The sequence below is a fragment of the Sphingomonas cynarae genome (genome assembly GCF_039537815.1).
Lineage (GTDB): Bacteria > Pseudomonadota > Alphaproteobacteria > Sphingomonadales > Sphingomonadaceae > Sphingomonas > Sphingomonas cynarae.
Map to the genome: position 1 here is coordinate 282615 of NZ_BAABBF010000004.1, position 23760 is coordinate 306374.

24 protein-coding genes, 1 tRNA gene and 1 pseudogene are annotated in these 23760 nt (G+C 68.6%); 15 read left to right on the forward strand and 11 right to left on the reverse strand.

Annotated elements, in window-relative coordinates; genetic code table 11:
* Window positions 1-29: 29 nt before the first annotated feature.
* Window positions 30-106: transfer RNA gene (locus ABD719_RS10525), tRNA-Pro, on the forward strand.
* Between the two features lie 56 nt (window positions 107-162).
* Here the strand turns inward: ABD719_RS10525 and ABD719_RS10530 are convergent.
* Both ABD719_RS10530 and ABD719_RS10535 read right to left on the reverse strand, forming a co-directional pair.
* Window positions 163-1122: a 3-keto-disaccharide hydrolase gene (locus tag ABD719_RS10530; protein WP_344693327.1), complete on the reverse strand. Its 960-nt coding sequence runs from the start codon at window positions 1120-1122 to the stop codon at window positions 163-165.
* A 17-nt stretch (window positions 1123-1139) separates the two neighbouring features.
* On the reverse strand, window positions 1140-2144 hold the full coding sequence (locus ABD719_RS10535) for a LacI family DNA-binding transcriptional regulator (RefSeq protein WP_344693328.1): 1005 nt from the start codon (window positions 2142-2144) through the stop codon (window positions 1140-1142).
* Between the two features lie 179 nt (window positions 2145-2323).
* Between ABD719_RS10535 and ABD719_RS10540 the strand changes: the two genes are divergently transcribed.
* The 10 genes from ABD719_RS10540 to ABD719_RS10585 all read left to right on the forward strand — a co-directional run bounded on the left by ABD719_RS10540 (window position 2324) and on the right by ABD719_RS10585 (window position 12705).
* Window positions 2324-3523 carry an MFS transporter gene (locus ABD719_RS10540; RefSeq protein ID WP_344693329.1) on the forward strand — a complete coding sequence of 400 codons (1200 nt, stop codon included), beginning with the start codon at window positions 2324-2326 and terminating at the stop codon, window positions 3521-3523.
* Window positions 3520-4587 (forward strand): sugar phosphate isomerase/epimerase family protein, encoded by a 1068-nt coding sequence (locus tag ABD719_RS10545; RefSeq protein WP_344693330.1) that lies wholly within the window; start codon window positions 3520-3522, stop codon window positions 4585-4587. The genes ABD719_RS10540 and ABD719_RS10545 overlap by 4 nt, the downstream gene beginning before the upstream one ends.
* Window positions 4584-5726 (forward strand): Gfo/Idh/MocA family protein, encoded by a 1143-nt coding sequence (locus ABD719_RS10550; RefSeq protein WP_344693331.1) that lies wholly within the window; start codon window positions 4584-4586, stop codon window positions 5724-5726. The genes ABD719_RS10545 and ABD719_RS10550 overlap by 4 nt, the downstream gene beginning before the upstream one ends.
* Window positions 5723-6109: a c-type cytochrome gene (locus ABD719_RS10555; RefSeq protein WP_344693332.1), complete on the forward strand. Its 387-nt coding sequence runs from the start codon at window positions 5723-5725 to the stop codon at window positions 6107-6109. Before ABD719_RS10550 ends, ABD719_RS10555 begins: the two co-directional genes overlap by 4 nt.
* A gap of 5 nt (window positions 6110-6114) precedes the next feature.
* Window positions 6115-7020 carry a hydroxypyruvate isomerase family protein gene (locus tag ABD719_RS10560; RefSeq protein ID WP_344693333.1) on the forward strand — a complete coding sequence of 302 codons (906 nt, stop codon included), beginning with the start codon at window positions 6115-6117 and terminating at the stop codon, window positions 7018-7020.
* An 11-nt stretch (window positions 7021-7031) separates the two neighbouring features.
* Entirely contained in the window at window positions 7032-7859 is an 828-nt protein-coding gene (locus ABD719_RS10565; RefSeq protein WP_344693334.1) for a 3-keto-disaccharide hydrolase, read from the forward strand.
* Window positions 7856-8437 carry a gluconate 2-dehydrogenase subunit 3 family protein gene (locus ABD719_RS10570; protein ID WP_344693335.1) on the forward strand — a complete coding sequence of 194 codons (582 nt, stop codon included), beginning with the start codon at window positions 7856-7858 and terminating at the stop codon, window positions 8435-8437. The genes ABD719_RS10565 and ABD719_RS10570 overlap by 4 nt, the downstream gene beginning before the upstream one ends.
* Entirely contained in the window at window positions 8434-9267 is an 834-nt protein-coding gene (locus ABD719_RS10575) for a sugar phosphate isomerase/epimerase family protein (RefSeq protein ID WP_344693336.1), read from the forward strand. Before ABD719_RS10570 ends, ABD719_RS10575 begins: the two co-directional genes overlap by 4 nt.
* A gap of 21 nt (window positions 9268-9288) precedes the next feature.
* The gene (locus ABD719_RS10580; RefSeq protein WP_344693337.1) at window positions 9289-10977 is read left to right on the forward strand and encodes a GMC family oxidoreductase; all 1689 of its coding nucleotides are present in this window, start codon (window positions 9289-9291) and stop codon (window positions 10975-10977) included.
* Window positions 10978-11058: 81 nt separating this feature from the next.
* Entirely contained in the window at window positions 11059-12705 is a 1647-nt protein-coding gene (locus tag ABD719_RS10585; protein ID WP_344693338.1) for a M28 family metallopeptidase, read from the forward strand.
* A gap of 49 nt (window positions 12706-12754) precedes the next feature.
* On the opposite strand, the pseudogene ABD719_RS10590 reads toward ABD719_RS10585, so the two are convergent.
* Window positions 12755-13783, reverse strand: a pseudogene (locus tag ABD719_RS10590) (glycoside hydrolase family 43 protein); the annotation flags it as partial.
* 52 nt (window positions 13784-13835) lie between these two features.
* The gene (locus tag ABD719_RS10595; protein ID WP_344693339.1) at window positions 13836-14876 is read right to left on the reverse strand and encodes an arabinan endo-1,5-alpha-L-arabinosidase; all 1041 of its coding nucleotides are present in this window, start codon (window positions 14874-14876) and stop codon (window positions 13836-13838) included.
* Window positions 14877-15170: 294 nt separating this feature from the next.
* Here ABD719_RS10595 and uraH point away from each other — a divergent pair, with 294 nt between their 5' ends.
* Window positions 15171-15581, forward strand: coding sequence for a hydroxyisourate hydrolase (gene uraH / locus ABD719_RS10600; RefSeq protein ID WP_344693340.1), 411 nt, complete (start codon window positions 15171-15173; stop codon window positions 15579-15581).
* A 16-nt stretch (window positions 15582-15597) separates the two neighbouring features.
* Here the strand turns inward: uraH and cobU are convergent, their stop codons facing one another.
* Window positions 15598-16155: a bifunctional adenosylcobinamide kinase/adenosylcobinamide-phosphate guanylyltransferase gene (cobU, locus tag ABD719_RS10605; protein WP_344693341.1), complete on the reverse strand. Its 558-nt coding sequence runs from the start codon at window positions 16153-16155 to the stop codon at window positions 15598-15600.
* Between the two features lie 57 nt (window positions 16156-16212).
* On the opposite strand from cobU, the gene ABD719_RS10610 reads away from it, so the two are divergent.
* From ABD719_RS10610 to ABD719_RS10620, 3 genes are read left to right on the forward strand one after another with little or no spacing between them, the layout of a single operon-like run.
* Entirely contained in the window at window positions 16213-17235 is a 1023-nt protein-coding gene (locus ABD719_RS10610; protein WP_344693342.1) for an aminotransferase class I/II-fold pyridoxal phosphate-dependent enzyme, read from the forward strand.
* Window positions 17228-18166, forward strand: a complete 939-nt coding sequence (gene cbiB, locus ABD719_RS10615; RefSeq protein ID WP_344693458.1) for an adenosylcobinamide-phosphate synthase CbiB — start codon at window positions 17228-17230, stop codon at window positions 18164-18166. Before ABD719_RS10610 ends, cbiB begins: the two co-directional genes overlap by 8 nt.
* On the forward strand, window positions 18154-19599 hold the full coding sequence (locus tag ABD719_RS10620) for a cobyric acid synthase (RefSeq protein WP_344693343.1): 1446 nt from the start codon (window positions 18154-18156) through the stop codon (window positions 19597-19599). Before cbiB ends, ABD719_RS10620 begins: the two co-directional genes overlap by 13 nt.
* A gap of 141 nt (window positions 19600-19740) precedes the next feature.
* Here the strand turns inward: ABD719_RS10620 and cobS are convergent, their stop codons facing one another.
* The 6 genes from cobS to ABD719_RS10650 are packed head-to-tail and all read right to left on the reverse strand — an operon-like array spanning window position 19741 to window position 23752.
* Entirely contained in the window at window positions 19741-20451 is a 711-nt protein-coding gene (cobS, locus tag ABD719_RS10625) for an adenosylcobinamide-GDP ribazoletransferase (protein WP_344693344.1), read from the reverse strand.
* Window positions 20448-21014, reverse strand: a complete 567-nt coding sequence (locus ABD719_RS10630) for a histidine phosphatase family protein (protein ID WP_344693345.1) — start codon at window positions 21012-21014, stop codon at window positions 20448-20450. Before ABD719_RS10630 ends, cobS begins: the two co-directional genes overlap by 4 nt.
* Entirely contained in the window at window positions 21011-22024 is a 1014-nt protein-coding gene (gene cobT / locus ABD719_RS10635) for a nicotinate-nucleotide--dimethylbenzimidazole phosphoribosyltransferase (protein ID WP_344693346.1), read from the reverse strand. The genes ABD719_RS10630 and cobT overlap by 4 nt, the downstream gene beginning before the upstream one ends.
* Window positions 22021-22431, reverse strand: coding sequence for a DUF1636 domain-containing protein (locus ABD719_RS10640; RefSeq protein ID WP_344693347.1), 411 nt, complete (start codon window positions 22429-22431; stop codon window positions 22021-22023). The genes cobT and ABD719_RS10640 overlap by 4 nt, the downstream gene beginning before the upstream one ends.
* On the reverse strand, window positions 22431-23042 hold the full coding sequence (gene cobO, locus ABD719_RS10645; protein ID WP_344693348.1) for a cob(I)yrinic acid a,c-diamide adenosyltransferase: 612 nt from the start codon (window positions 23040-23042) through the stop codon (window positions 22431-22433). Before cobO ends, ABD719_RS10640 begins: the two co-directional genes overlap by 1 nt.
* Window positions 23039-23752: a CbtA family protein gene (locus ABD719_RS10650; RefSeq protein WP_344693349.1), complete on the reverse strand. Its 714-nt coding sequence runs from the start codon at window positions 23750-23752 to the stop codon at window positions 23039-23041. The genes cobO and ABD719_RS10650 overlap by 4 nt, the downstream gene beginning before the upstream one ends.
* Window positions 23753-23760: the final 8 nt, after the last annotated feature.

Genomic DNA, 23760 nt, shown 5'->3' on the forward strand with positions numbered 1-23760 from the left:
ACCGGCCCTGTCGGTACGGCTTCATCGGTCGGGGCGTAGCGCAGCCTGGTAGCGCATCACACTGGGGGTGTGGGGGTCGCAGGTTCGAATCCTGTCGCCCCGACCAAATTATTCGATGATCTGATGGCGGGGCGGCAATGCCAGCGCCGCCCTTTGCGGCGATCACCCCTTTACGACGATCCGGGGCAGGGCATCGATCGGCTCGACGGTGATCGCGCGGAACCAGGTCTCTGCTCCTTCCGATTGCAGCTGGATATGTCCGTGCGTCAGCGGGCGTCGGCTGCCGTCGGGCGCGATCGTCGCGATGTCGGTGATCTCGGCGACCGGAACGCCGTTGACGACATGGATGGCGCGATCCCCCAGCACATAGAGGTCGAGCGTATTCCACTGCCCGGCCGGGCGTTCGGCGTCGGTTGCGGCCTCGACGTTCCATGTCGGGGTATTGTTGACCATATCAATCCGCCGGCCGCCAACCCGGAACCGCAGGTGCGGCGCGATCAGCGACGGATCGGTCGTGACGCTGGCCCGTCCGCGCATCTTGCCGCCGACCACCACCGCCATGCCGGTCGACCCCTGCATGATTTCGAACTCCATCGACGGGCGCCACGTGCCGAACACCTCTCCGGGCGATCCATGCGTGTGATAGAGCAGGCCGTTGTTGCGCGGTTGCCCGATACGGGGCGCCCACGTCCTGTCCCCCCATCGATATTGCAGTCGCAGATGATAATCGCGCAGGTCGGCGCGATGGACCAGGCTGCCCCAGGTTCGTCCCCTGATCCAGATGGCGGGGGCGCCATCGATCCGGCGGACCGCGAAATCGGCACCGTCGCTGCCGCCCCGCACCGCGCCGATCGGCCGGGCACCGGGATCGGCGCGATAGGTCAGCGCGGGATCGGCATAACCCAGCCAGCCCCGCCAGTCGTTCAGGGTGCGCCCGTCGAACAGCGTCACCCGCGTTCCCGTGGCGCGCGGCAGATCGGTCAGCACCAGTCGCTGGGGTGTCGCCGCCGGTTCGCCGCCGGTCGTCTGCGCCTGCTCGGGCGCGCCTTGCGCCGGCACCGCGACCGGCGCCAGCGCGGCGAGCGAAACGAGCGATAACAATCGGTTCCTGCGCATCGGCATCCTCTCGTCCTGCCGGTTCATGTCAGTGCCGGCGCTGCGGTACTATGGCGTATCACCAGCTCGTGACGCAACGTCACCTGCCGGCAGGGGCTGTCGACCCCGCGCAGGATATCGACCAGCAGGTCGACCGCGCGGCGGCCGATCATCCCCTTGGGCTGCGCGATGGTGGTGAGCGGCGGCCGGAAATACCGGGCGAGGGGCAGATCGTCGAACCCGACGACCGATATGTCCGCCGGACAGGACAGGCCGGATTCGTCGATCGCGCCCAGGGCGCCCATCGCCATCTCGTCGCTGAAGCAGAAGATCGCGGTCACGCCCAGCGCCACCAACCGACGGGTCTGTTCGAAGGCTGATCCGGCGGCATAGTCGCCGATGCCGATATGCAGGGCATCACGCAGCCCGTGGCGTTCGGCAGCGGCCACCGCGCCGGCCAGACGGTCGCGGCTGATCGGGCTGGCCTCGGGGCCGGTGATGACGCCGATCGTCCGGTGGCCAAGGCCGATCAGGTGTTCGATCGCCTCCGCGCCGGCGGCCGCATTGTCGATATGGACGCTGGGTACGCCGAGATCGGGGCTGTATTCGCAGCCGTTGACGATCGGGGCCGCCGCGCCTTTCCGCACCAGCAGCGCCGCCAAACTGGCGGGCAGCCGGTGGCCGAGGAAGATCAGCCCGTCGACCTCGCGGCGCGACAGCATGTCGGCATATTGATCCTCCACCTCCGGATCATGGCGCGTATCGCCGACCACGACCGAATAGCCCGCGTCCCGGGCCGCTTCCTCCGCCCCGCGGATCACGCTGGCGAAGAAGGTGTTGGAGATATCGGGCACGGTCAGCAGGATCTTCGCCGCGCGCAACGTGCGCAGGCTCCGCGCCGCGACGTTGGGCGCATAGCCGGAAGAGCGGACCACGGCGAGCACGTGCCGGCGCGTATCCTCCGACACCTGTTCGGGCCGGCTCAGCACGCGCGATACCGTGGCGGTGGAGACGCCTGCCAATGCGGCCACTTCGATGATCGTCGGCATATTCCGGCCTCTGTAACCCGTGATCGATCATGTCGATATACCGGTGATGTAATCCTTTACATCGGTTTCGCGGCCTCGTAGCCTGATCCTCGACAAGCAGGACAACTGCGATCGGAGAGGTGTGAATGGCGGCTGCATATGATGCATCCCACGCGACAGGCGTAAACCCGGCGGGCGGCATGCTGACCGGGCGACTCAGCGCGCTGATGTTCATGCAGTTCTTCGTGTGGGGGGCGTGGAACGTTACGCTCGGCCTGGTCATGCAGACGGTCGGGATCGGCAATCTGATCGGCAACGCGTTCTCGGTCGGCCCGATCGCGTCGATCGTCGGATCGTTCCTGCTCGGCATGGCGGCGGCACGCTATGTCAGCCCCCGGATGCTGATGGTGATCCTGCATCTGGTCGGCGGCGTGATCCTGTTCGTGCTGCCGTCGTTCGTGACCCCGGCGGCGGGCGGCACCTTTGTGTGGCTGCTGCTCGGCTACATGATCCTCTATATGCCGACGGTCGGGCTCGCCAACACGATCGCGCTCAAGAGCTTTGGCGATCGGACCGACAATTTCCCGTTCGTCCGCGCGTTCGGCACGCTCGGCTGGATCACCGCTGGCCTGATCGTCGGCTGGGCCGGCCTGTCCGCCAGCCCGCAGATATTCCGCGTCGCGGCGGTCGTTTCGGTCGCGCTGGGACTCTACAGCTTCACGCTGCCCAATGTCGCCTCCGATGCGCCGCGGGACGAAAGCGTGATCCGGCAGGTCTTCTGCGTCGAGGCGTTCGGATTGCTGAAGCAGCGGTCGTTCCTGATCTTCATGACCTGCGCGACGCTGATCTCGATCCCGCTCGCGATGTATTACGCCTATGCCTCGCCCTATGTCGGCGCGACGGGGATCGCCAATGTCGGCGGCACGCTGGCGATCGGGCAGATGTCCGAACTGGTCTTCATGTTCTCGATGCCGTGGCTGTACCGCCGGTTCGGGGTGAAGCCGCTGCTGCTGGTCGGGATGATCGCCTGGGCGCTCCGTTATGCGCTGTTCGCGATCGGCGACGGCGGTTCGTCGCTATGGGCGGTCTATCTGGGCGTGGCGCTGCACGGCGTCTGCTACGATTTCTTCTTCGTGGCCGGGGCGATCTACACCGGCACCGTCGCTACGCCCAAGGGCGTCAACGCGCAGGCGCAGGGGATGCTGACGCTGTTCACCTATGGCGTCGGCATGTTGCTGGGGTCGCAGATCGGCGCGATGCTTTATGCGCAACTGCCGGCCGTGCCCACCATCGCCGACTGGCAGCAGATGTGGTGGTATCCCGCCATTGCCGCGGCAGTGATCGCGCTGCTGTTCCAGTTCACCTTTCGCGACGATACGAGACGGGAGGTCGCGGCATGACGGCGATGATGAAGGGGCCGGCGATCTTCCTGGCGCAGTTTCTGGGCGTGGAGCCGCCGTTCGATACGCTGGGCGGGCTGGCCGAATGGGCGGCGGGGCTCGGCTATGTCGGGGTCCAGATTCCATGCAGCCCGCAACTGATCGACCTGACGCTGGCGGCTGAAAGTCGTGATTATTGCGACGATCTGCGCGGCACGCTGGCCCGGCACGGTATCGAGATCACCGAGCTTTCGACGCATCTGCAGGGGCAACTGGTCGCGGTTCACCCTGCCTATGACGCGCTGTTCGACGGGTTCGCGCCGCCTGAACTGCGCGGTAAGCCGGCGGAGCGGCAGCGATGGGCGGTCGATCAGGTGACGCTCGCCGCACGGGCCAGCGCCAATCTGGGCCTATCCGCGCATGCGACCTTTTCGGGCGCGCTGGCCTGGCCCTATGTCTATCCCTGGCCCCAGCGCCCCGCCGGCCTGATCGAGGAGGCGTTCGCCGAACTCGCACGCCGCTGGACGCCGATCCTCGACGCGTTCGACGAGGCGGGCGTCGATTGCGCGTTCGAGGTCCATCCGGGCGAGGACGTGCATGACGGGGCGTCGTGGGAACGTTTCCTGGCGGCGGTCGACCATCATCCCCGGGCGCGCCTGCTGTTCGATCCGTCGCATTTCGTGCTGCAACAGCTCGATTATCTCGATTTCATCGACCGCTATCACGACCGGATATCGTGTTTCCACGTCAAGGACGCGGAGTTCAATCCGACCGGGCGGTCGGGCGTCTATGGCGGGTACGAGAATTGGGTCGACCGCGCCGGGCGGTTCCGATCGCTGGGCGACGGACAGGTCGACTTCTCGGGCGTCTTCAGCCGCATGGCGCAATATGGCTATGCCGGTTGGGCGGTGCTGGAATGGGAATGCGCGTTGAAGCGGGCCGAGGATGGCGCGCGGGAGAGCGCGCCCTTCATCCGCGACCATATCATCCGGCTGACCGAACGGCCGTTCGACGATTTCGCGGCGAGCGGCATCGATCGCGCATCGATCCGTTCTATCCTCGGCCTGTCGGGGGATGGCGCATGACGCGGCTGCGGCTGGGCATGGTCGGCGGTGGGGAGGGGGCCTTTATCGGCGCGGTCCACCGCATGGCCGCCGCGCTCGATGGCGACTGGCAACTGGTCGCGGGCGCGTTCAGCACCGATGCCGGGCGCAATGCGCGTACCGGGACGCAGATCAATCTGGACCCGCAACGCATCTATCCGTCGTTCGACGCGATGATCGCGGGGGAACGGGCATTGCCGGCGGGCGAGCGGATCGACGCGGTCGCGGTGGTCACGCCCAACCACCTCCACGCACCGATGGCGATCGCCGCGCTGGAGGCGGGGTTCGCGGTGCTGTGCGAAAAGCCGATGGCGATGAACGTCGCCGAAGCGGAGGCGATCGCCGCGGCGGTCGAAGCCAGCGGCAGCCAGTTCGCGCTTGCCTTCACCTATAGCGGCTATCCGCTGATCGAGGAGGCGCGGCTACGCGTCGCGCGCGGCGATTTCGGCGCGATCCGGCTGGTACAGGTCGAATATCTGCAAGGCTGGTTGAGCCTGCCGATCGATACCGACGGCAACCGGCAGGCGGCATGGCGCACCGATCCCGCGCGGGCGGGCATGGGCGGATGCCTAGGCGATATCGGCACCCATGCCTTCCAGCTTGCCGAGCATGTGTCGGGTCTGTCGGTGGAATTGGTATCGGCGGACATTGCGACGCATGTGCCCGGACGGCGGCTGGACGACGATGTCAGCGCGCTGCTGCGGTTCGCGGGCGGCGCGCGCGGCGTACTCAAAGCCAGCCAGGTCGCGGCGGGGGAGGAGAACGGACTGCGCCTGCGCATCCATGGCGAGCGGGGCGGGCTGGAATGGGCGCAGATGGAGCCGAACACGCTGACGCTGCGCTGGCTGGATCGGCCGGCCGAGGTGGTGCGGACCGGCGGCCCCGGCCTGCACGACGGGATCGCCGCGCTGACGCGGACCCCGGCGGGCCATCCCGAAGGCTATATCGAGGCGTTCGCGAACCTGTACCGCGCCTTTGCCGCGGCGATCCGGGGCGACGGCGATCGCCGCTTCCCCGGCGTGGTCGACGGGTTGCGGACGATGCGGTTCATCGAGGCGGTGATCGCCAACGCCCATGCCGACCGGAAATGGACACCGATCGATTCAGGAGAGACGGAATGAAGCTGCTGATGGTCATGGGCGTGGGCGTCGTCGCGGCGGGAGCATCGGTGATCGCCTCCGCGCCGACCACCGCCCAGGCGCCGGCGAACGCGCCGCCCGCCTTCGCCGCCTGTCGCGCGTGCCACACCGTCCAGAAGGGCGGGCGCAACGGCATCGGGCCGAATCTGTACGGCGTCGTCGGGCGCGACGCGGCGGCGGTACCCGGCTTTCAATATTCGGCGGCGATGAAGGCATCGAAGCTGCGCTGGACCGACAAGACGCTCGACGAATATCTCGCCGCGCCGTCGAAGAAGGTGCCCGGCACGCGGATGCCGATCGCCACGCCCGATCCGGCCCGGCGGGCCGCGATCATCGCCTATCTGCGTGCGGAAGGCGCAAAGTGACGGACGTGTCCCGTCGCACCCTGATCGCCGCGGGGGCCGCCGCATCGCTGCTGCCCGCCGGGATCGCCGCGCAGCGTCGCGGGAGTAACGCGGCGCGCTTCTCGCTGGGCTATGCCCCGCACGAGGGCAGCTTCGCCAGCCGGGGCGGGCGGGTCGAACAGATCGCCTATGCCGCCGATCAGGGCTTCACCGCGTGGGAGGATAACGAGGCCGCCACCCGCTCCGTCGCCGATCAGACCGCGATGGCGAAGGCGCTGGCGGATCGGGGCATGACGATGGGCGTGTTCGTCGCCAGCATGCCGCAATGGGCGAAATCGCGGCCGTTGCTCGGCGCCGGGGACGGGGCGGACCGCGAGGGCTTCCTTGCCGACATCCGCGCCTCGATCGATGTCGCCAAACGCCTGAACGCGACGCGGATGACCGTCGTCACCGGCTTCATGGATCCCAAGGTGCCCGTCGACATCCAGACTGCACGGGTGATCGACGTGATGCGCCGCGCCGGCGAGATCGTCGCGCCGCACGGCATCGCGATGGTGATGGAGCCGCTCAACACCCGGACCAACCATCCCGGCGTGTACATGCAGACGGTCGCGCAGGGCTATGCCGTCGCGCGCGGTGCCAACAGCCCGGCGGTGAAGGTGCTGGCCGATCTGTATCACGAGCAGATCCAGTCCGGTAACCTGATCCCGACGCTGGCGACCTGCTGGAACGAGATCGGCTATATCCAGTTCGGCGACAATCCCGGCCGCAAGGAGCCGACGACGGGCGAGATCAATTATCGCTCGATCGTCAGATGGCTGCGCGCGAAACGCTATGCCGGCGTGATCGGGATGGAGCATGGCAATTCGGTGCCGGGCCGGCCGGGTGAGGACCGCCTGATCGCCGCCTATCGCGAGATCGACGCGGCATGAGGGGGACAGCGATGACGATCCGCTCGCTGGCCGGTCTGGTGCTGGCGACGGCCGTGCCGGCCGTGCCGGCCGTGGCGCAGGAGAAGCCGGGTTTCCGGGATACGCCAATGCTGCCCGGCGGGCAGTGGCGCGTCCATGACGCCAATCGGCCCGCCCCGGTGGTGGTGGCCCCGGCGGCGGTGCCGGGCGGTGCGCCAGCCGACGCGGTGGTGCTGTTCGATGGCCGTTCGACCGACGCGTGGCGTGCGGACCGCACGATGTGGCCGGTCGAGAACGGCGCGCTGACCATCCCGTCGCGGGCAAGGAGCGGCGGGGAGAACAATCTCGTCTCGCGGCAGGATTTCGGCGACGTCCAGCTTCACCTCGAATTCCGGTCGCCCAGTCCGCCGACCAAGGCATCGCAGGATCGCGGCAACAGCGGCATCTGGTTCATGCAGCGTTACGAGGTGCAGATCCTCGACGGCTATCGCAATCCCACCTATGCCGACGGGACAATCGGTGCCGTCTATGGCTGGAAGCCGCCGCTGGTGAACGCCGCGCGGCGGCCGGGCGAATGGCAGACCTACGACATCGTGTTCGAACGGCCCCGCTTCGCGCCGGACGGCACGTTGCTGCGCCCCGCCTATGTCACCGCGATGCTGAACGGCGTGCTGGTGCAGAACCATCAGGCGATGCTGGGCACCACCATCTGGCGACAGGTCGCCGGCTACAAGGCGCATGGCGATGCCGCGCCGATCCAGTTGCAGGACCACGATTCCCCCGTCGCGTTCCGCAACATCTGGGTCCGGCCGCTGACCGCGGCGGCGATCGCGCAGGATCTGACGGAGAACGGCCGATGATCGATCGCAGAACCGCTCTCGCGGGGGTCGTCGCCATGTTCGGCACCACCCTGTTCGCCCCGATCGCCCGCGCGGCCGGGGTCGTGCAGGCCGCCGGGGTACCCGCCGCCATCCCGGCCATCAGCGAGGGTCCCCCCAGCATCGCCGTGTTCACGCCCGCGCAGCGTTCGCTGATGACCGCCCTCAGCGAACGCGTGTTACCGACCACCGATACGCCCGGCGCGATCGCGGCGGGGGTGCCGGCCTATATCGAGAAACTGCTCGCCGACTGGGCGATGCCGGCGGACCGGGTGCCGATCATCGCCGGACTGGACGCGATCGAGGCGCGCAGCCAGCGCGATCATCGCATCCCCGCCGCGCAGGCGACCGCCGTGCAGCAGGATGCGCTGCTGACGCTGGCGATGAACGGTCAGATCCCGTCCGGCGGCGACTTTTTCGAGGCGTTCCGACAGCTCGTCATCACCGGCTATTACACGTCGGAGATCGGCATGACGCAGGAGCGCGAATATCTGCCGGTGCCGGGCGAATATAACGGTGCCTTTCCCTATGCCCAGGTCAACAAGGTGTATTCCGCATGATCCTCAGCCGTAGAAACCTGCTCGTCGGCACCGGCGCGATCGCAGCGTCGACCCTCGCCCCGGCGGTATCCGCGGCGCAGCTGAAGGCGATCGGGCTGCAACTCTACACGGTGCGCGACCTGTTCGCGAAGGACCCGGCAGGTACGCTGGCGCAGATGGCGCGCATCGGTTACCGCGAGGTCGAGTTCGGTGGTGGCGGCTATGACACCATGGACCATGCCATGCTGCGTCGGACGATGGACCGCCTGGGGTTGACCGCGCCGTCCGTCCATATCGGCTATGACGCACTGCTCGGGCAGTTCGACCGGTCGGTGACGATGGCGAAGACGCTGGGCGCGGCCACGGTGGTGCTGCCGTACATGACCGACGAGCATCGCACCGAACAGGGCTGGGCGGCGGCGCTGCCGAACATCAACCGGTTCGCGGCCGACCTGAAAAAGGCCGAACTGGGTTTCGCATACCATAACCACGATTTCGAGTTCACGATCCGGCCCGGCGGGGTCAGCCTCTACGACCGGCTGTTGCGGGAAACCGACCCCGCACTGGTGAAGCTGGAGCTGGACCTGTACTGGGCGGCTCATGCCGGCCAGGATCTGCCGGGGCTGATCGGCCGGCTGTCGCCGCGCCTGTACGCCTATCACGTCAAGGACATGCGCGCGGATCGCAGCATGACCGCGGTGGGGCAGGGGACGATCGATTTCGGCGCGCTGTTCGCCCTGAGGGGCAGTGCGGGCGTCCGGCATTTCTATGTCGAGAACGATCAGGCGCCTGCGCCCTATCTGCCCGACGTCACGACCAGCTTCCGCACGCTTCGCGCCCTGCGCTTCTGACCGGCCACCGGAGAACAGATCATGGTTTCGACCAACAGGTTCGACGCGATCGTCATCGGATCGGGCGTCAGCGGCGGTTTCGCCGCGAAGGAACTCACGGAAAAGGGCCTGCGCGTCCTGATGCTCGATCGCGGCCGGATGGTCGAGCATGGTGAGGGCTATACCTATGACGGCAAGCCCGCTTACGAGATACCGGCCCGCAACATCATGCCCGCGCCGCTGACCGACAGCGACTATTTCATCGCGAAGCATGGCTATGTCGCGCCGAGCAACCGCGAATTCTACAACAACGACCGGCTGAATCCCTATGCCTATGACGAGGGGGAGAAGTTCTACTGGATCAGGCCGGGGGCGGTCGGCGGCAAGTCGATCATCTGGGGTCGCTGGTGCTTTCGCTGGAGCCCGGAGGATTTCGAGGCGAACAAGCGCGACGGCATCGATGGCGACTGGCCGATCCGCTATGACGACGTCGCGCCGTGGTACAGCTATGTCGAGAAATATATCGGCGTGTCCGGCTCGCGTGAGAACCTGCCCTATCTGCCCGACAGCGAGTTCCAGCCGCCGATCCCGATGAACGTCGCCGAGAAATGGCTGAAGCAGGGGCTGGAGACGAAATTTCCCGGCCGCAAGCTCATCAACACGCGGTTGTCGAACATGACGGAGGACAAGCCGGACCAGAACCGGACGAAGTGCCAGTTCCGCAACCAGTGCGGCAACGGCTGTTCGTTCGGCGCCTATTTCTCGACACAGGCGGTCACGTTGCCCGCCGCGCGCGCGACGGGGCGGCTGACGCTCCGATCCGATGCGGTCGTCACCAGCCTGGATTACGATGCGGCGCGCAAACGCGTCACCGGGGTCCGCTTCATCGATGCGAAGACGGGCCAGGCGGAAACGGTGCAGGCCGATCTGGTCTTCCTGTGCGCTTCCGCGATCGCGTCCACGCAGATTCTCCTCAACTCGCGCGCGCCGGGCAGCGATCGCAGCTATTTCGACGCGAGCGGGACGTTGGGTCGATACGTGATGGATCACATCTTTCGCGTCGGGATCGAGGGCGAGATTCCCGGTATGGACGAATTCATCGAATATGGCCGCCGTCCGGGCGGCGTCTACATCCCGCGTTTCCGCAACATCGGCGGCGACGAGGGCGTGGGGTTCAGGCGCGGCTATGGCTATCAGGGCAGCGCGCGGCGCGACGTGGCGGCGCCGGTCGGCTTCGGCGCATCGATGAAGCAGGGGTTGCGTCGCTACGGCCCGTGGCGGTTCAGCATGGGCGCGTTCGGCGAATGCCTGCCCTACGCCGACAACCGCGTATCGCTGCACCCTGGCAAGGTCGACCGGTTCGGCGTGCCGCTGGTCCGCTTCGACGTGCGCTTCCGTGACAACGAACTGCGGATGATGGCGGATGCCCGCATTCAGGGCGAGGCGATGCTGAAGGCCGCGGGACTGACCAACGTGACCAGCAGTGAGAAGGAACACGTTCCCGGCGACGCGATCCACGAAATGGGTGGCGCACGGATGGGGCGCGATCCGAACCGTTCCGTCCTCAACGAATGGAGCCAGGCCCATGCCGCCTCGAACCTCTACGTCACCGACGGTGCGCAGATGGCGTCGATTTCTTGCGTGAACCCGTCGCTGACGTTCATGGCATTGACCGCGCGGGCAGCGGATCATGCGGTTCGCACGTCGTTCAGGGGTGGGGGGCGGGCCTAGGGCATATCCTTGCCCGGGGCCATTGCCCCGACCCCACCGGTAATGCATTGTTGAGCGGACCCAGCCAGTTACGGAGACCGCATGTTGAAGCGCCTGATCCTGTCGAGCCTCCTGATCTCCGCCTCCGCGATCGCCGCACCGGGCCCGACGCCGACCTTCGACGTGAAACGTATTTCCCGTGATATCCAGATCCTGTCGAGCGACGCCTATGAGGGGCGCGGACCGGCGACGGCGGGAGAGGACAAGAGCATCGCGTATATCGCGGCACAGATGCAGGCCGCCGGCCTGAAACCGGCTGGCGACAAGGGCGGCTGGTATCAGGACGTCCCGCTGTTGAAGTCGGATATCGTGGGTACGCCCGCCCTGTCGCTGAGTGCTGATGGCCGTACGCAGGCGCTGACCCAGGGCAGCGAGATCGCCGTTCGTGCCGCGCTGACCGGGCAGCAGGCCGTCGCCATTGCGAACGCGCCGCTGGTCTTCGTCGGCTATGGCGTGCGCGCGCCCGAGCGGCAGTGGGACGATTTCAAGGGCGTCGATCTGCGCGGCAAGATCATGGTCGTGCTGGTCAACGATCCCGATTTCGAAGGGGGAGAGGGGCGGTTCGGCGGCAAGCTGATGACCTATTACGGCCGCTGGACCTACAAGTACGAGGAAGCGGCCCGTCAGGGGGCGGCCGGCATCCTGATCGTCCACGAGACGGCGCCGGCCTCCTATGGCTGGGCGACGGTCAAGAACTCCAACACCAACACGATGTTCGACATCGTCCGGACCGATCCCAAGGCGTCGCACACCCCGATGGAAGGCTGGATCCAGCGCGATCTGGCACAGCAGTTGTTCAAGGCGTCGGGGCTCGATTTCGAGGCGGCGAAGGCGGCGGCGCGGCGTGCGGATTTCCGGCCGATGCCGCTGAATTCGACGCTCGACGCGCGCTATCAGGTGCGGTCGGAGGTCATCACTTCGCACAATGTGGCGGGCGTCCTCCCCGGCGCCGGCCATCCGGCGGAAACGGTGATCTATTCCGCGCATTGGGATCATCTGGGCGTGGGCCAGCCCGATGCTACTGGCGACCGCATCTATAATGGCGCGCTCGACAACGCGTCGGGCGTCGCGGCGCTGCTGGAGCTGGGGCGTGCCTATGCGACCGGGCCGAAGCCGGATCGCTCGATCCTGTTCCTGGCGGTGACCGCGGAGGAGAAGGGGCTGCTGGGGTCGGAATATTACGCCGCCAATCCGCTCCGTCCGCTCGCCACCACGGCGGGGGTCATTAACATGGACGGCCCCTTCGCCGCCGCGCGCACCACCGATTTCAGCATCTCCGGCGCGGCGCGGCTCGACCTGCTGACCATGCTGACCGACGCCGCCAAGCTGCAGGGACGGCGGTTCACCCCCGATGCCCGGCCGGAGGCGGGCAGCTTCTACCGGTCCGACCATTTCCCCTTCGCCAAGCGCGGTGTGCCTGCCGTCTCCTACGATGCCGGACAGGATCTGGCCGTCGGCGGCACGGCGCGCGGCAAGGAACTGGCCGATGCCTATGTCCGCGACAAGTATCACCAGCCTGCCGATCAATATGATCCGAACTGGGATACCGGCAGCGTGCAGAGCGACATGTCGATCCTGTACGCGGTCGGCCGCCGACTGGCGGACCAGCCGCTGTGGCCCAACTGGTCGTCCGACAGCGAATTCCGCGCACTTCGCGATACCACCGCGTCACAGCGACCGGCGCGGTAGGCGGAGCGGGTAACCCCCCTCCGCCCGGTCCGCGATCAGCCGGTCAGGTGAGGGGGTCGTTCGCCACCGGCGGATCGAAGACGGGAGTGCCGTCGGCGCGGTAGACGATCCGCTGCACGCGGGTGTGGCGGTTGGGATCGAGCAATGGATCGCCCTTGATCGTCGCATAATCGCGCGCGTGGAAGACCAGCATGTCGCGACCGCGTTCGTCGACGGTGAAGCTGTTGTGGCCGGGGCCGTACACCTTGTGTGCGGCCGAGGTGGTCATCACCGGGGTCTGGCTCTTGGTCCAGACGGCCGGGTCCATGATGTTCGCGTCGTCGCGCGCGGTCAGCATCCCCATGCAATAGCGGGCATCGGTCGCGCTGGCCGAATAGGTCATGAACAGGCGTCCGTTGCGTGCCAGCACCGCCGGCGCCTCGTTCACCTTGTAGCCGCGGATTTCCCAGTCGAGCGTCGGCACCGACAGGCGGGCAGGCTTCGCCGCCAGCGTCAGCGGCGTGGCGAGCGGCGCGAGATAGAGGTTGGAGTTGGTTTCGATCCCCGGTTCGCGCTGCGCCCAGGCCAGATAGCGGGTGCCACGATGGACGAAGCTGGTGGAATCGAGGTTGAAGCTGTCCCACGGCGTTTCCAGCTGGCCGAGGACGCTCCATTCGCCCGTCATCGGATCGGCGCCGTCGCAGACCACGGCATAGGTGCGGATGCGGAACACGTCGGCGCCACCGCCGCTGGGGCCGGCGGCGAAGTACATGATCCAGCGGCCATCGATCAGGTGCAGCTCGGGCGCCCAGATATAGCCAGACATCGGTCCGCTCGCCTGATGCCGCCACAGCACGGCTTCCCTGGCGGTGGACAGTCCGGCGATGGTGCGCGACCGGCGCAGCACCAGCCGGTCATATTCCGGCACCGATCCGGTCAGATAATACCAGCCGTCCGTATGGCGGAACACCTGCGCATCGGCGCGCTGGCGGACCAGCGGGTTGACGATCGGCGCGGAGGGGACGGCCCGTGCCAGGGTCGGCGCGGCGGCGGTCAGCGTGGCGCCGGCCAGGAACAGGCGGCGGGACGGGTGGATCATCGGGGGGCTCCTGCGCGTCGGTCGGTCAATACCGGGAATGGGAAAGGGATGGTCATCGGGCGGTGGGCCAGCCGTCCGCGTCCCAGCGCAGCCGGACCAGCCGCAACGTCGGCGTGCCTTTGTTTTCGCGATCATAGGCGTGGTAGACGAGATAGTCGGCGCCGTCGGCATCGCGGAAATGGCCGGCATGGCCGGGGCCGCGGAAGCGCTCCTTTTCGGGCAGGTCGGCGCGCAGCAGCACGGTGCCGCCGCCCGCCATCATCGTGCTGCCGTCCCTGCCCAGATACGGGCCGGTGACCGCGCGGGACCGGCCGACCACGGTGTAATAGGTGCTGGCATTGCCCTTGCAGCAATAATCGTAGGACGCGATCAGCCAGTACCAGCCGCCATGATCGACGATGAAGGGCGCCTCCACCGGTGCCGGCGCGCCGGCCGGTGCCGGACGGCGGGCGATCGATACCGGGCGCGCGTCGGCGTTCAGCAGCTTGCCGGTGGCGGGATCGAGCGCGAACAGCTTCAATCCGCTCCAGAAACTGCCGAGCGCCAGCCAGTGCCGGCCGTCGCGATCGGCGATGAAGTTCGGATCGATCGCGTTATAGTCGTCGGACCGGTTCGACATGACCACCGGCCCCTCGTCACGCCAGCCGTAACCGGGTTTGGCGGGGTCGAGCGTCGGGCTGGTCAGCAACCCGATCGCGGAGCGGTTGGAGCCGAAGGTGGAGATCGAATAATAGAGGCGATAGCGGTCGCCGACACGGGAAATGTCGGGGGCCCAGGCATTGCCGGCGCCAGGGATGGCACGGGTCGCCCAGTCGGGCAGCGCGGCGAGCGGGGTCGGCGCCTTTTCCCAATGGACCAGATCGCGCGATACGCGGTGCGCGATGATCCGGTCGGCACCATCGCCCAGACCGGTGGAATAGACGTGATAGGTATCGCCTTCGCGGATGATGACCGGATCGTGGGTCGGCGCGATGTCGCCCGCCAACCGGTCGTTCAGCGTCGCAGCTACCTTCGCGGGCGCCTTGTCGGGGGGCGGCATCTGTGCGGATGCGGTGGTGGCCGCCAGTGCCGCGGCGAGCGCGATCGATCGCATGTCCGGCATCACCGGTACACCGCTGTACCGACTCGGGCCGTGCCGTCGGCATCCTGTATCCATACCGGTCGCGCAGCCATCATTCCTCCCCATATGCCGGCTGTGCCGATGCTTATTTGTCGGACATTAGGGGAGTCGGCACGGTCAGGCAATATCGAGAATTATCCACGCCTTGGTGATGGACCGGCAGGCAGACATCCGCTCACGACGACGATGGTCGATCGGGCGCGGAACGATGACGCGGCCCTCGCCGTATAGACCGCCTTATCACTCAGGTCGCAAAGGCTCGACAGGATGCCCATCAAGATGTTCGCTGCGTCGCTCGCGCTTGGCCTCGCTGTCGCTTCGGTTGCAACGCCCGCGACGGCGGCCGAGGTCTCCACCCACATCCTTGACCTGTCCCGTGGAACGGGACGCGGCGGTGTGCCGGTGACATTGGCCAGACAAGCCTCGGATGGCGGCTGGACGATCGTCGGTCGGGGCACCACCGACGCGGAGGGACGGGTGCGTCAGTTGGGCGAGCCAAGGGCAATCGGTGCAGGGATATACCGGCTGCAATTCGACATGACCGGACGATCGGATACCGCCGCCGCGCCGTTTTTCCCCGAGATCATCCTGACGTTCCGCGTCACCGATGCCGCCGCGCATTATCACGTACCCGTCGTGGTCAGTCCCTATGGCTATTCCACCTATCGCGGCAGTTGAACCCCGGCGCGTCCGGTCACGAGCGTTTCAGGGCGAGGGGCAGGCCGGCGACGATCAGGTCGACCGCCTGCGCACGGGCGGCAACCGACTGGTTGATCCGCCCCGCCACGTCGCGAAAGCGCCGGGCCAGCGCGTTGTCGGGGACGATGCCCCACCCGACCTCGTTCGTGACCAGCACGATCCTGCCTTGCGCCCCCGCCAGCGCGTCATCCAGCCGTGCGACATGCCGGTCGATGTCCTCGTCACCCAGGAGCAGGTTCGATGCCCACAGGGTCAGGCAATCGACCAGCAGCATCGCACCCGGCGCATCGCAGCCGGTGATCGCCGCGGCCAGATCGACCGGTGTCTCCACGGTGCGCCAGCGTTCGTCACGATCGGCGCGGTGGCGGGCGATCCGGTCGGTCATCTCCGCGTCGAACGCCTGTGCGGTGGCGATGAAGGTCAGCGGGCCGGATGCCCGTTCGGCCAGTCGTTGGGCATGACGGCTCTTGCCCGACCGCGCGCCGCCGATGACCAGCACGATCCGGCCCGGCGCCCGGCCCTGCCCATCGTCGTCGGTCGTCGGTTCCGTCATGTCGCACCCCCGGATCGCCGCTTGTACCACGCGGTCGCTTTGCGGATAGACGCCGCGATGCCGAAAGACCAACCAGCCGCCGGGCCGAACGGCACATTCACCTTTCACGGCGGCCGGCAGGATGCGGCGCGGCGCCGGTTCGCGGATGCGCCGCAGCCGTGGCTGGACCTGTCGACCGGGATCAATCCGATCGCCTGGCCGATCGGGCGGCTCGGTGCTCCCGACCATGGGCCGCTGCCGTTGCGCGAGGCGCTGGACGGACTGTGTCAGGCCGCCGCCCGCCATGTCGGTGCTGGCCGACAGGCGATCACGGCCTTGCCGGGCAGCGAGATCGGGTTGCGGCTGCTTCGCCATCTCGATCTGCCACGGCCCTGGCGGATCGTCGTGCCGACCTATCGCACGCATGCCGACGCGCTGCCGGAGGCCGAACCGATCGAGGTCGGGCGACTGGCGGCGGAGGCGGAACGCGGTGGCACCATCCTGCTTGCCAATCCCAATAATCCCGATGGCCGGGTGTTGCCCCCGGCGACGCTGGTCGGGATCGCCCATCGGCTGGCGGCGCGGGGCGGGATGCTGGTGATCGACGAGGCCTTTGCCGATGTCGCAACGGATATCGGCGTGTCACCGTTGCTGACGGCGGACGACCGGGTGATCGTGATGCGGTCGTTCGGCAAGTTCTTCGGGCTGGCAGGGGTGCGGCTGGGGTTCCTGTGCGGGGCTGCGGCACCGGTCGCGGCGATGGCGGCGATGCTGGGCGACTGGCCGGTATCGGCACAGGCGATCGCCTGCGGTACCGCCGCCTATGGCGACCCGGACTGGATCGACACCACCCGCCGGCGGCTGGCCGCCGATGCCGCCGCGGTCGATCGGTTGCTGCACGATGCCGGCCTGTCGGTATCAGGCGACTGTCCGCTGTTCCGGCTGGTGGAATGCGACGATGCCGCCGCGCTGTTCGAACGACTGGCGCGCGCGGGGATATTGAGCCGGCCGTTCGACGACCGGCCGGACTGGCTGCGGCTCGGCCTGCCAGGCGACGCGGCCGGGTTCGAGCGGCTGGCACGGACATTGCGCCATCGCTGATCCCGTCGCCCTCGTCGCGCTTGCGGTCGATGCGGCGGTCGGATGGCCGGACCGGCTCTATGCGCGGATCGGCCATCCGGTCGGCGGCTTCGCGCGGCTGATCGGGTGGTGCGAGGCGTGGGGGAACCGCCCGGCCTCGCGCTTCGCGACGCGGCGGATCATGGGGGTGGCGACGATTACGCTGGTCGTGGCGGCGGGCGCGGGGGGCGCGTGGGTGGCGGCGACGGCGGCGCGTGCCGCGCTCGGCCCGGTCGGATGGCTGGGGGTGGCGCTGCTCGCCTGGCCGGGGATCGCGCAACGCAGCCTCGACGACCATGTCCGCGCGGTCGCGGTCGCACTGGAACGCGGCGATCTGGCCGATGCGCGCACGGCGGTGGCGCGGATCGTCGGCCGCGATGTCGCGACGCTGGACGAAGCCGGGGTGGCGCGCGCCGCGATCGAAAGCCTGGCGGAGAGTTTCTGCGACGGCATCGCCGCGCCGACCTGCTGGCTGCTCGCCCTCGGGCTGCCGGGACTATGGGGGTACAAGGCGATCAATACCGCCGACAGCCTGATCGGGCACCGCGAGCCCCGGTGGCGCGCGTTCGGCTGGGCATCCGCCCGGCTCGACGACGGGGCGAACCTGATCCCGGCGCGGCTGGGCGGTGCCCTGATCTGCGTGGCGGGTGGTGGCGGCTGGCGGATCATGTGGCGCGATGCCCGCCGCCACGCATCCCCCAATGCCGGCTGGACCGAGGCGGCAATGGCGGGGGCGCTCGGTATCCGGCTGGCCGGGCCGGTCGCCTATGACGGGGTGATCGCGGACAAACCGTGGATCGGCGACGGTCGCATCGGGCTGACCGCGCGCGACGTGCGCCGGGCGCTGACCGTCTATCGCCGCGCCTGTGGGCTGTTGTGGATCGTGGCGGGAGTAGTCGCATGGGCGCGATAATGTTGCAGGGCACCGGGTCCGATGTCGGCAAGTCGGTGCTGGTCGCCGGACTGTGCCGGGCGCTGGCCAATCGCGGGCTGGTCGTCCGGCCGTTCAAGCCGCAGAACATGTCGAACAATGCCGCGGTGACAGCCGGGGGCGAGATCGGCCGGGCGCAGGCGACGCAGGCGTTGGCGGCGCGCGCGGAGGCGCATGTCGACATGAACCCCGTGCTGCTGAAGCCGCAGGGCGACCGCACCTCGCAACTGGTGGTGCTGGGGCAGGTGCGCGGCATCCTGCGCGCGGCCGACTGGCGCCACGGGCGTGAGGGTTTGATGCCGGAGGTGCTGGACAGCTATCGCCGACTGGCGGCGCAGGCCGATATCGTCGTGGTCGAGGGCGCGGGGTCGGCGGCGGAGGTGAACCTGCGCGGCGGCGACATCGCCAATATGGGCTTTGCTCGCGCGGCCGGGGTGCCGGTGGTGCTGGTCGGCGATATCGACCGGGGTGGGGTGATCGCGTCGCTGGTCGGCACCCACAGGGTGATCGATCCCGCCGATGCGGCGACGATCGCCGGTTTCCTCGTCAACAAGTTCCGCGGCGATCCTGCGCTGTTCGCGGAGGGGCTGGCCACCATCGCGGGGCATACCGGCTGGCACGGCTATGGGCTGGTGCCGTGGCTGACGGCGGCGGGACGGTTGCCCAGCGAGGACGGGGTCGTGCTGCAGAAAGCGGCGGCGCGGGGCACCGGGGGCAAGGCGATCGTCGCCTGTCCGGTCACGCCGCATATCGCCAATTTCGACGATCTGGAGCCGTGGCGGCTGGAACCGGCCGTCGAGCTGGTGATGGTGCCGCCGGGGCAAACTATCCCGGTCGAGGCGGATCTGATCGTGCTGCCCGGATCGAAGGCGACGATCGCCGACCTGCGCTTCGTTCGCGAACAGGGGTGGGACATCGACATCCTCGGCCATCGACGCCGTGGCCGGCCGGTCATGGGGTTATGCGGCGGTTATCAGATGCTGGGGCGGACGATCGCCGATCCGGCGGGGATCGAGGGGCCGGCGGAGACGGTGCCGGGCCTTTCGCTGCTGGACGTGTCGACAGTGCTGGACGGCGCCAAGACGCTGACCCGCGTCGCGGGGATCGCGCGGGGCGAACGCTTCACCGGCTACGAAATCCATCTGGGCCGGACGACCGGCGGCGATGCCGCACGCCCGGTCGCGACGTTCGACGACGGCCGGCACGACGGGGCGACGAGCGCGGACGGACTGGTCGCAGGCAGTTACGTCCATGGCCTGTTTGGCATGGCGGCGCAGCGCCGGGCATGGCTGACGGTGGCGGGGCAGGGGCCGGATCAGGCTGCCGATGTCGATGCCGCGCTGGATGCGATCGCGGCGGAACTGGAGGCACATGTCGATATCGACGGTCTGCTGGCGCTGTCAGAATCTGTTTGAAAACGCGCCGCAGCGCGTTTTGCGGTGCCGGCCCGCTCCCCCTCCCGGCCACCCACATCGTATCCTGAATGGGTGGCCGGGAGGGGGAGCGGGCTGGCACCGCCTTGAAACTCGCCCTCTCGCGAGTTTCCAAACAGGCACTCAGCGCGGGCCGAGCACCGCCAGCACGACTAGCAGCCCGATCTCGACCAGCTCGATCCCTGCGCCATGCGCGTCGCCGTTGATCCCGCCCAGCTTGCGCCGCAGCCACAGCGCATAGACGAGGATCAGGATCGGCGCGGCCAGCAGGACGGGAAACACCACCCCGCCGCCCGCGAGCAGCAGGCCCCAGCCGATCGGGTCGCGCCGCCGTACCGCGCGGGCAACCGTCGCGCCCAGCCCTTGCGTGACCGGCGGCAACCAGCGCGCCCAGCCGAGCGGCCCGATCCGTGCCGCTGCCGGGATCAACACGATCGCCCACCCGATCGGCCCGCAGGCGTGGAGCAGCACCAGCTTCGCCAGCAATTGCAGGCCCAGCGTCACCACCCCGAAGCTGCCGACATGCGGGTCGGCCATCACCGCCAGCAATCGGGTGCGATCGCCATGCGCCGCGCCCAGCCCGTCCGCCAGATCGGCGAGCCCGTCGAGATGCAGCGCGCCGGTCACGGCTACCCACATCGCCAACCCCGCCAGTGCGCTCGTCCATGGATCGATCAGCGCACCCGCCCATCCCGCCACCGCGACACACAGGCCGATGACCAGGCCGACCAGCGGATAGCAGCGGATCGCCGCCGCGAAGTCCGCCGTCGATGCCGTCACCGCGGGTACGGGCAGGCGGGTGAGGAACCCCAGCGCCAGCACGAACCGCCTCACGCCAGTCTCACGATCTGGGCGACGGGTGGCGTGTCCGGCCACAGCCGCAGCGTGACGATCCCGGCATAGGGCAGCGCGAACGCCCAGGTCTGCCGCGCATCGAAGCCGCACGATATCGCCAGCGCCGCCCGGATCGCGCCGGCATGGGTGACGACCAGCGTCCCGTCGACCAGCGCGGGGATCGCCGCACCGACGCGTTCGACCAGCGCCGACCAGCGTTCGCCGCCCGGCGGCGGCGCCATGTCGGGATCGGCCCAGAAACGGGCAAGCGCATCCGGGTCGAGGTCGCGGGAGTGTTGACCGTCCCAGTCGCCGAAATCCAGTTCCCGCCAGCGAGCGTCGCGTCTGACCATCAGTCCGTGCGGCCCGCCGATCGCATCGGCGCAGGCACGGGCACGGGCAAGGTCGGAGGCGACGATCGCCACGGGTGTCAGCGACGCGGCGGCGGCGACGCAGGCGGCGATCCCCGCCGGGGTCGTTGGCGGATCGCCATGGCCGATCATCCGGCCGGCGCCGTCGGGTTCGCCGTGGCGCATCAGATGGACGGTGCGCGGCGCGGTCACGCGCTCGCGACGCCCGCCTCGGCAAAGGTCGCCATGTCGTCATGCGCGGCCAGCGCGGCGCGGACCAGCATCGCCGCCACCGCTCCCCCGCTTGCCTCGCCCAGCCGCATGTCGAGCGATAGCAGCGGCACCAGCCCCAGTCGGGCCAGTAGCCGGACATGGCCCGGTTCGGCGGAGACGTGCCCGGCCAGGCAATGGTCGACGATGCCGGGCCGATGGGCGGCAAGCGGTGCGACCGCCGCGGTACCGATGAACCCGTCGAGCAACACGGGGACGCCGTGAAGGCGCGCCGCCACCACCGCCCCGGCGATCGCCGCGATCTCCCGCCCGCCCAGTCGGCGCAGCATCTCGAACGGATCGGTCGCCGCCGCGCGGTGGCGCAGCAGGGCGGCGTCCACCGCCGTGATCTTCGCAGCCAGCGCCTTGCCATCGACGCCCGTACCCGGCCCCACCCAGTCGCGCGCCGTACCGCCGAAACTGGCGGCGCACAGCGCGGCGGCAGCGGTCGAATTGGCGATCCCCATCTCTCCCGGCACCAGCAGGTCGAGATCGGGCGACACCGCCGCCGCGCCGGCGTTGATCGCGGCGAGGCAGTCGTCCACCCCCATCGCGGGCATGGTCGTGAAATCCGCGGTGGGCCGGTCGAGGTCCAGCGCCACCACGCCGAGCGCCAGCCCGGCGGCGGCGGCCAGCGCGTTGATGGCCGCACCGCCGGACCGGAAGTTGGCGACCATCTGTGCGGTCACCTCGGCGGGAAAGGCGCTCACCCCGCGCGCCGCGACGCCGTGATTGCCCGCGAAGACCACGACGCTGCCATGATCCAGCCGTGGCCGGGCGCGGCCTTGCCATCCCGCCATGAACAGCGCGATCTCCTCCAGTCGTCCCAGCGACCCGGGCGGCTTGGTCAGTTCGGCCTGACGCCGCGCGGCGGCGGCGCGGCTGTCGGCGTCCGGGGAACGCAGCGCCTCGATGGCCGCGACGAAGTCGGCTGGCGAGGTGAAGACGGTCATTCGACGACATACCCCTCGGGCGGGGTACGGGTGATGAAATGCCCCTTCACCCCCGCCGGCCATTGTTTGAACGGGACCTGCCCGGTGTCGCTGGCGGCGAAGTGTGCGGCATATTCGAGGATCGCGCGTGCCGCCTCTGCATCGGCGGCGAACCGGCCCATGACATAGCCGACCTTGCCGGGGCCGCGCAGATGGACGGTGCAGAACTCCGTGCAGGCGAACAGGCACGGCATCGCCTGCACCGCGACATCGGCAAAGGCCGGGTCATCTGCCCGCGCCGCGACGAGCGCATCGAACAGCAGCGCGCCACCACGGCGGCCGGCGGGATCGTCGCGTTCCTCCTTGCTGAACCGGCAGGTGTTGCACACCACCACGGCGGGTGCGTTGTCGACGGGGATCAGTTTCATCAGAACTCTATTCCGGCCTGCGCCTTGATCCCGCCGCGAAAGGGATGCTTCACCTGCGTCATCTCGGTCACCAGATCGGCGGCGTCGATCAGGGGTTGCGGGGCGTTGCGGCCGGTGACGACCACGTGCTTCATCGGCGCGCGGTCCATCACGGCCGCCACGACTTCCTCGACCGGCAGATAGCCATAGCGCAGCACGATGTTCAGCTCGTCCGCGATCACCATCGCGATCGCAGGGTCGGCGATCATCCGGCGCACCTCGTCCCACGCCGTCCGGGCGACCGCGATATCGCGGGCACGGTCCTGCGTGTCCCAGGTGAAGCCCTCGCCCATCGGGCAGAAGCTGACCAGGTCGGGAAAGGCGTCGAAGATCGCCCGTTCGCCCGTGGTCATCGCGCCCTTCACGAACTGGACGATACCGACCTTCATCCCGTGCCCCATCGCCCGCACGGCCATGCCGAACGCGGCGGTCGACTTGCCCTTGCCGGGGCCGGTATGGACGATCAGCAGCCCCTTCTCGCCGGTCTTGCCGGCCATCATGTCGCGCCGGGCAGCCTGGATGCGCTGCATCTTTTCGGCATGGCGTGCCTCGGCGGCGGGGTCGTCGGTCATGGTCGGTTCCATCCCACGACGCGGCTCGCGGCACGGCCGAACAGGTCGGCGGCCACCAGCCAGAACACCGCCTGCGTCGCGATCGCGGCAAGGCGGAACTGCCACAGCAACGTCGCCGGGAAATCGGCGGGCACCTCATCGATCGACGGCAGCAGCAACTGCCCGGCCGCGACGATCGCGACATAGGCGCCACCGGCGATCATCAGCCGGTCGGTCGCCGCGATCCGTGCGGCCATCGCCCGGTGGATACGACCGGCGGCCACGGCAGCGGCAATCGACAGCGCCAGCATCGCGAACCAGGCGCCGGTGCGCAGCCGGACGGTCTCGTGCAGCCCGACCGCGGGCGGCGTCGGCGGATATTTGATCGCCGGAACCAGCACGACGACCACGAAGGCAGCGATCGCCAGCGTCAGCGCCAGCGTGCGCGGGGCCGTCTGTCCGACGCGTCCGTACAGTCCGCCGAACACGATCGCGAACAGCCCGCCCAGCGCCGTGCCGTACAGCCCCATCGCGGTGAACAGTCCCCAGGTCTTCTGCACGGCGCGGCTGACCAGCTCAGGCTCGGCCACCATCCCGGCCATCGCATGGCGCGATTCCAGGGCGATGGCGGCATCGATCCGCGGTTCGGCGAACAGCAGGGCAAAGGTGGCGGCGGCGAACGCACCGGCCAGTCCAGCGAGCATCCCCCGCCAGAGCAACGTCTTCATCATGGAGATTC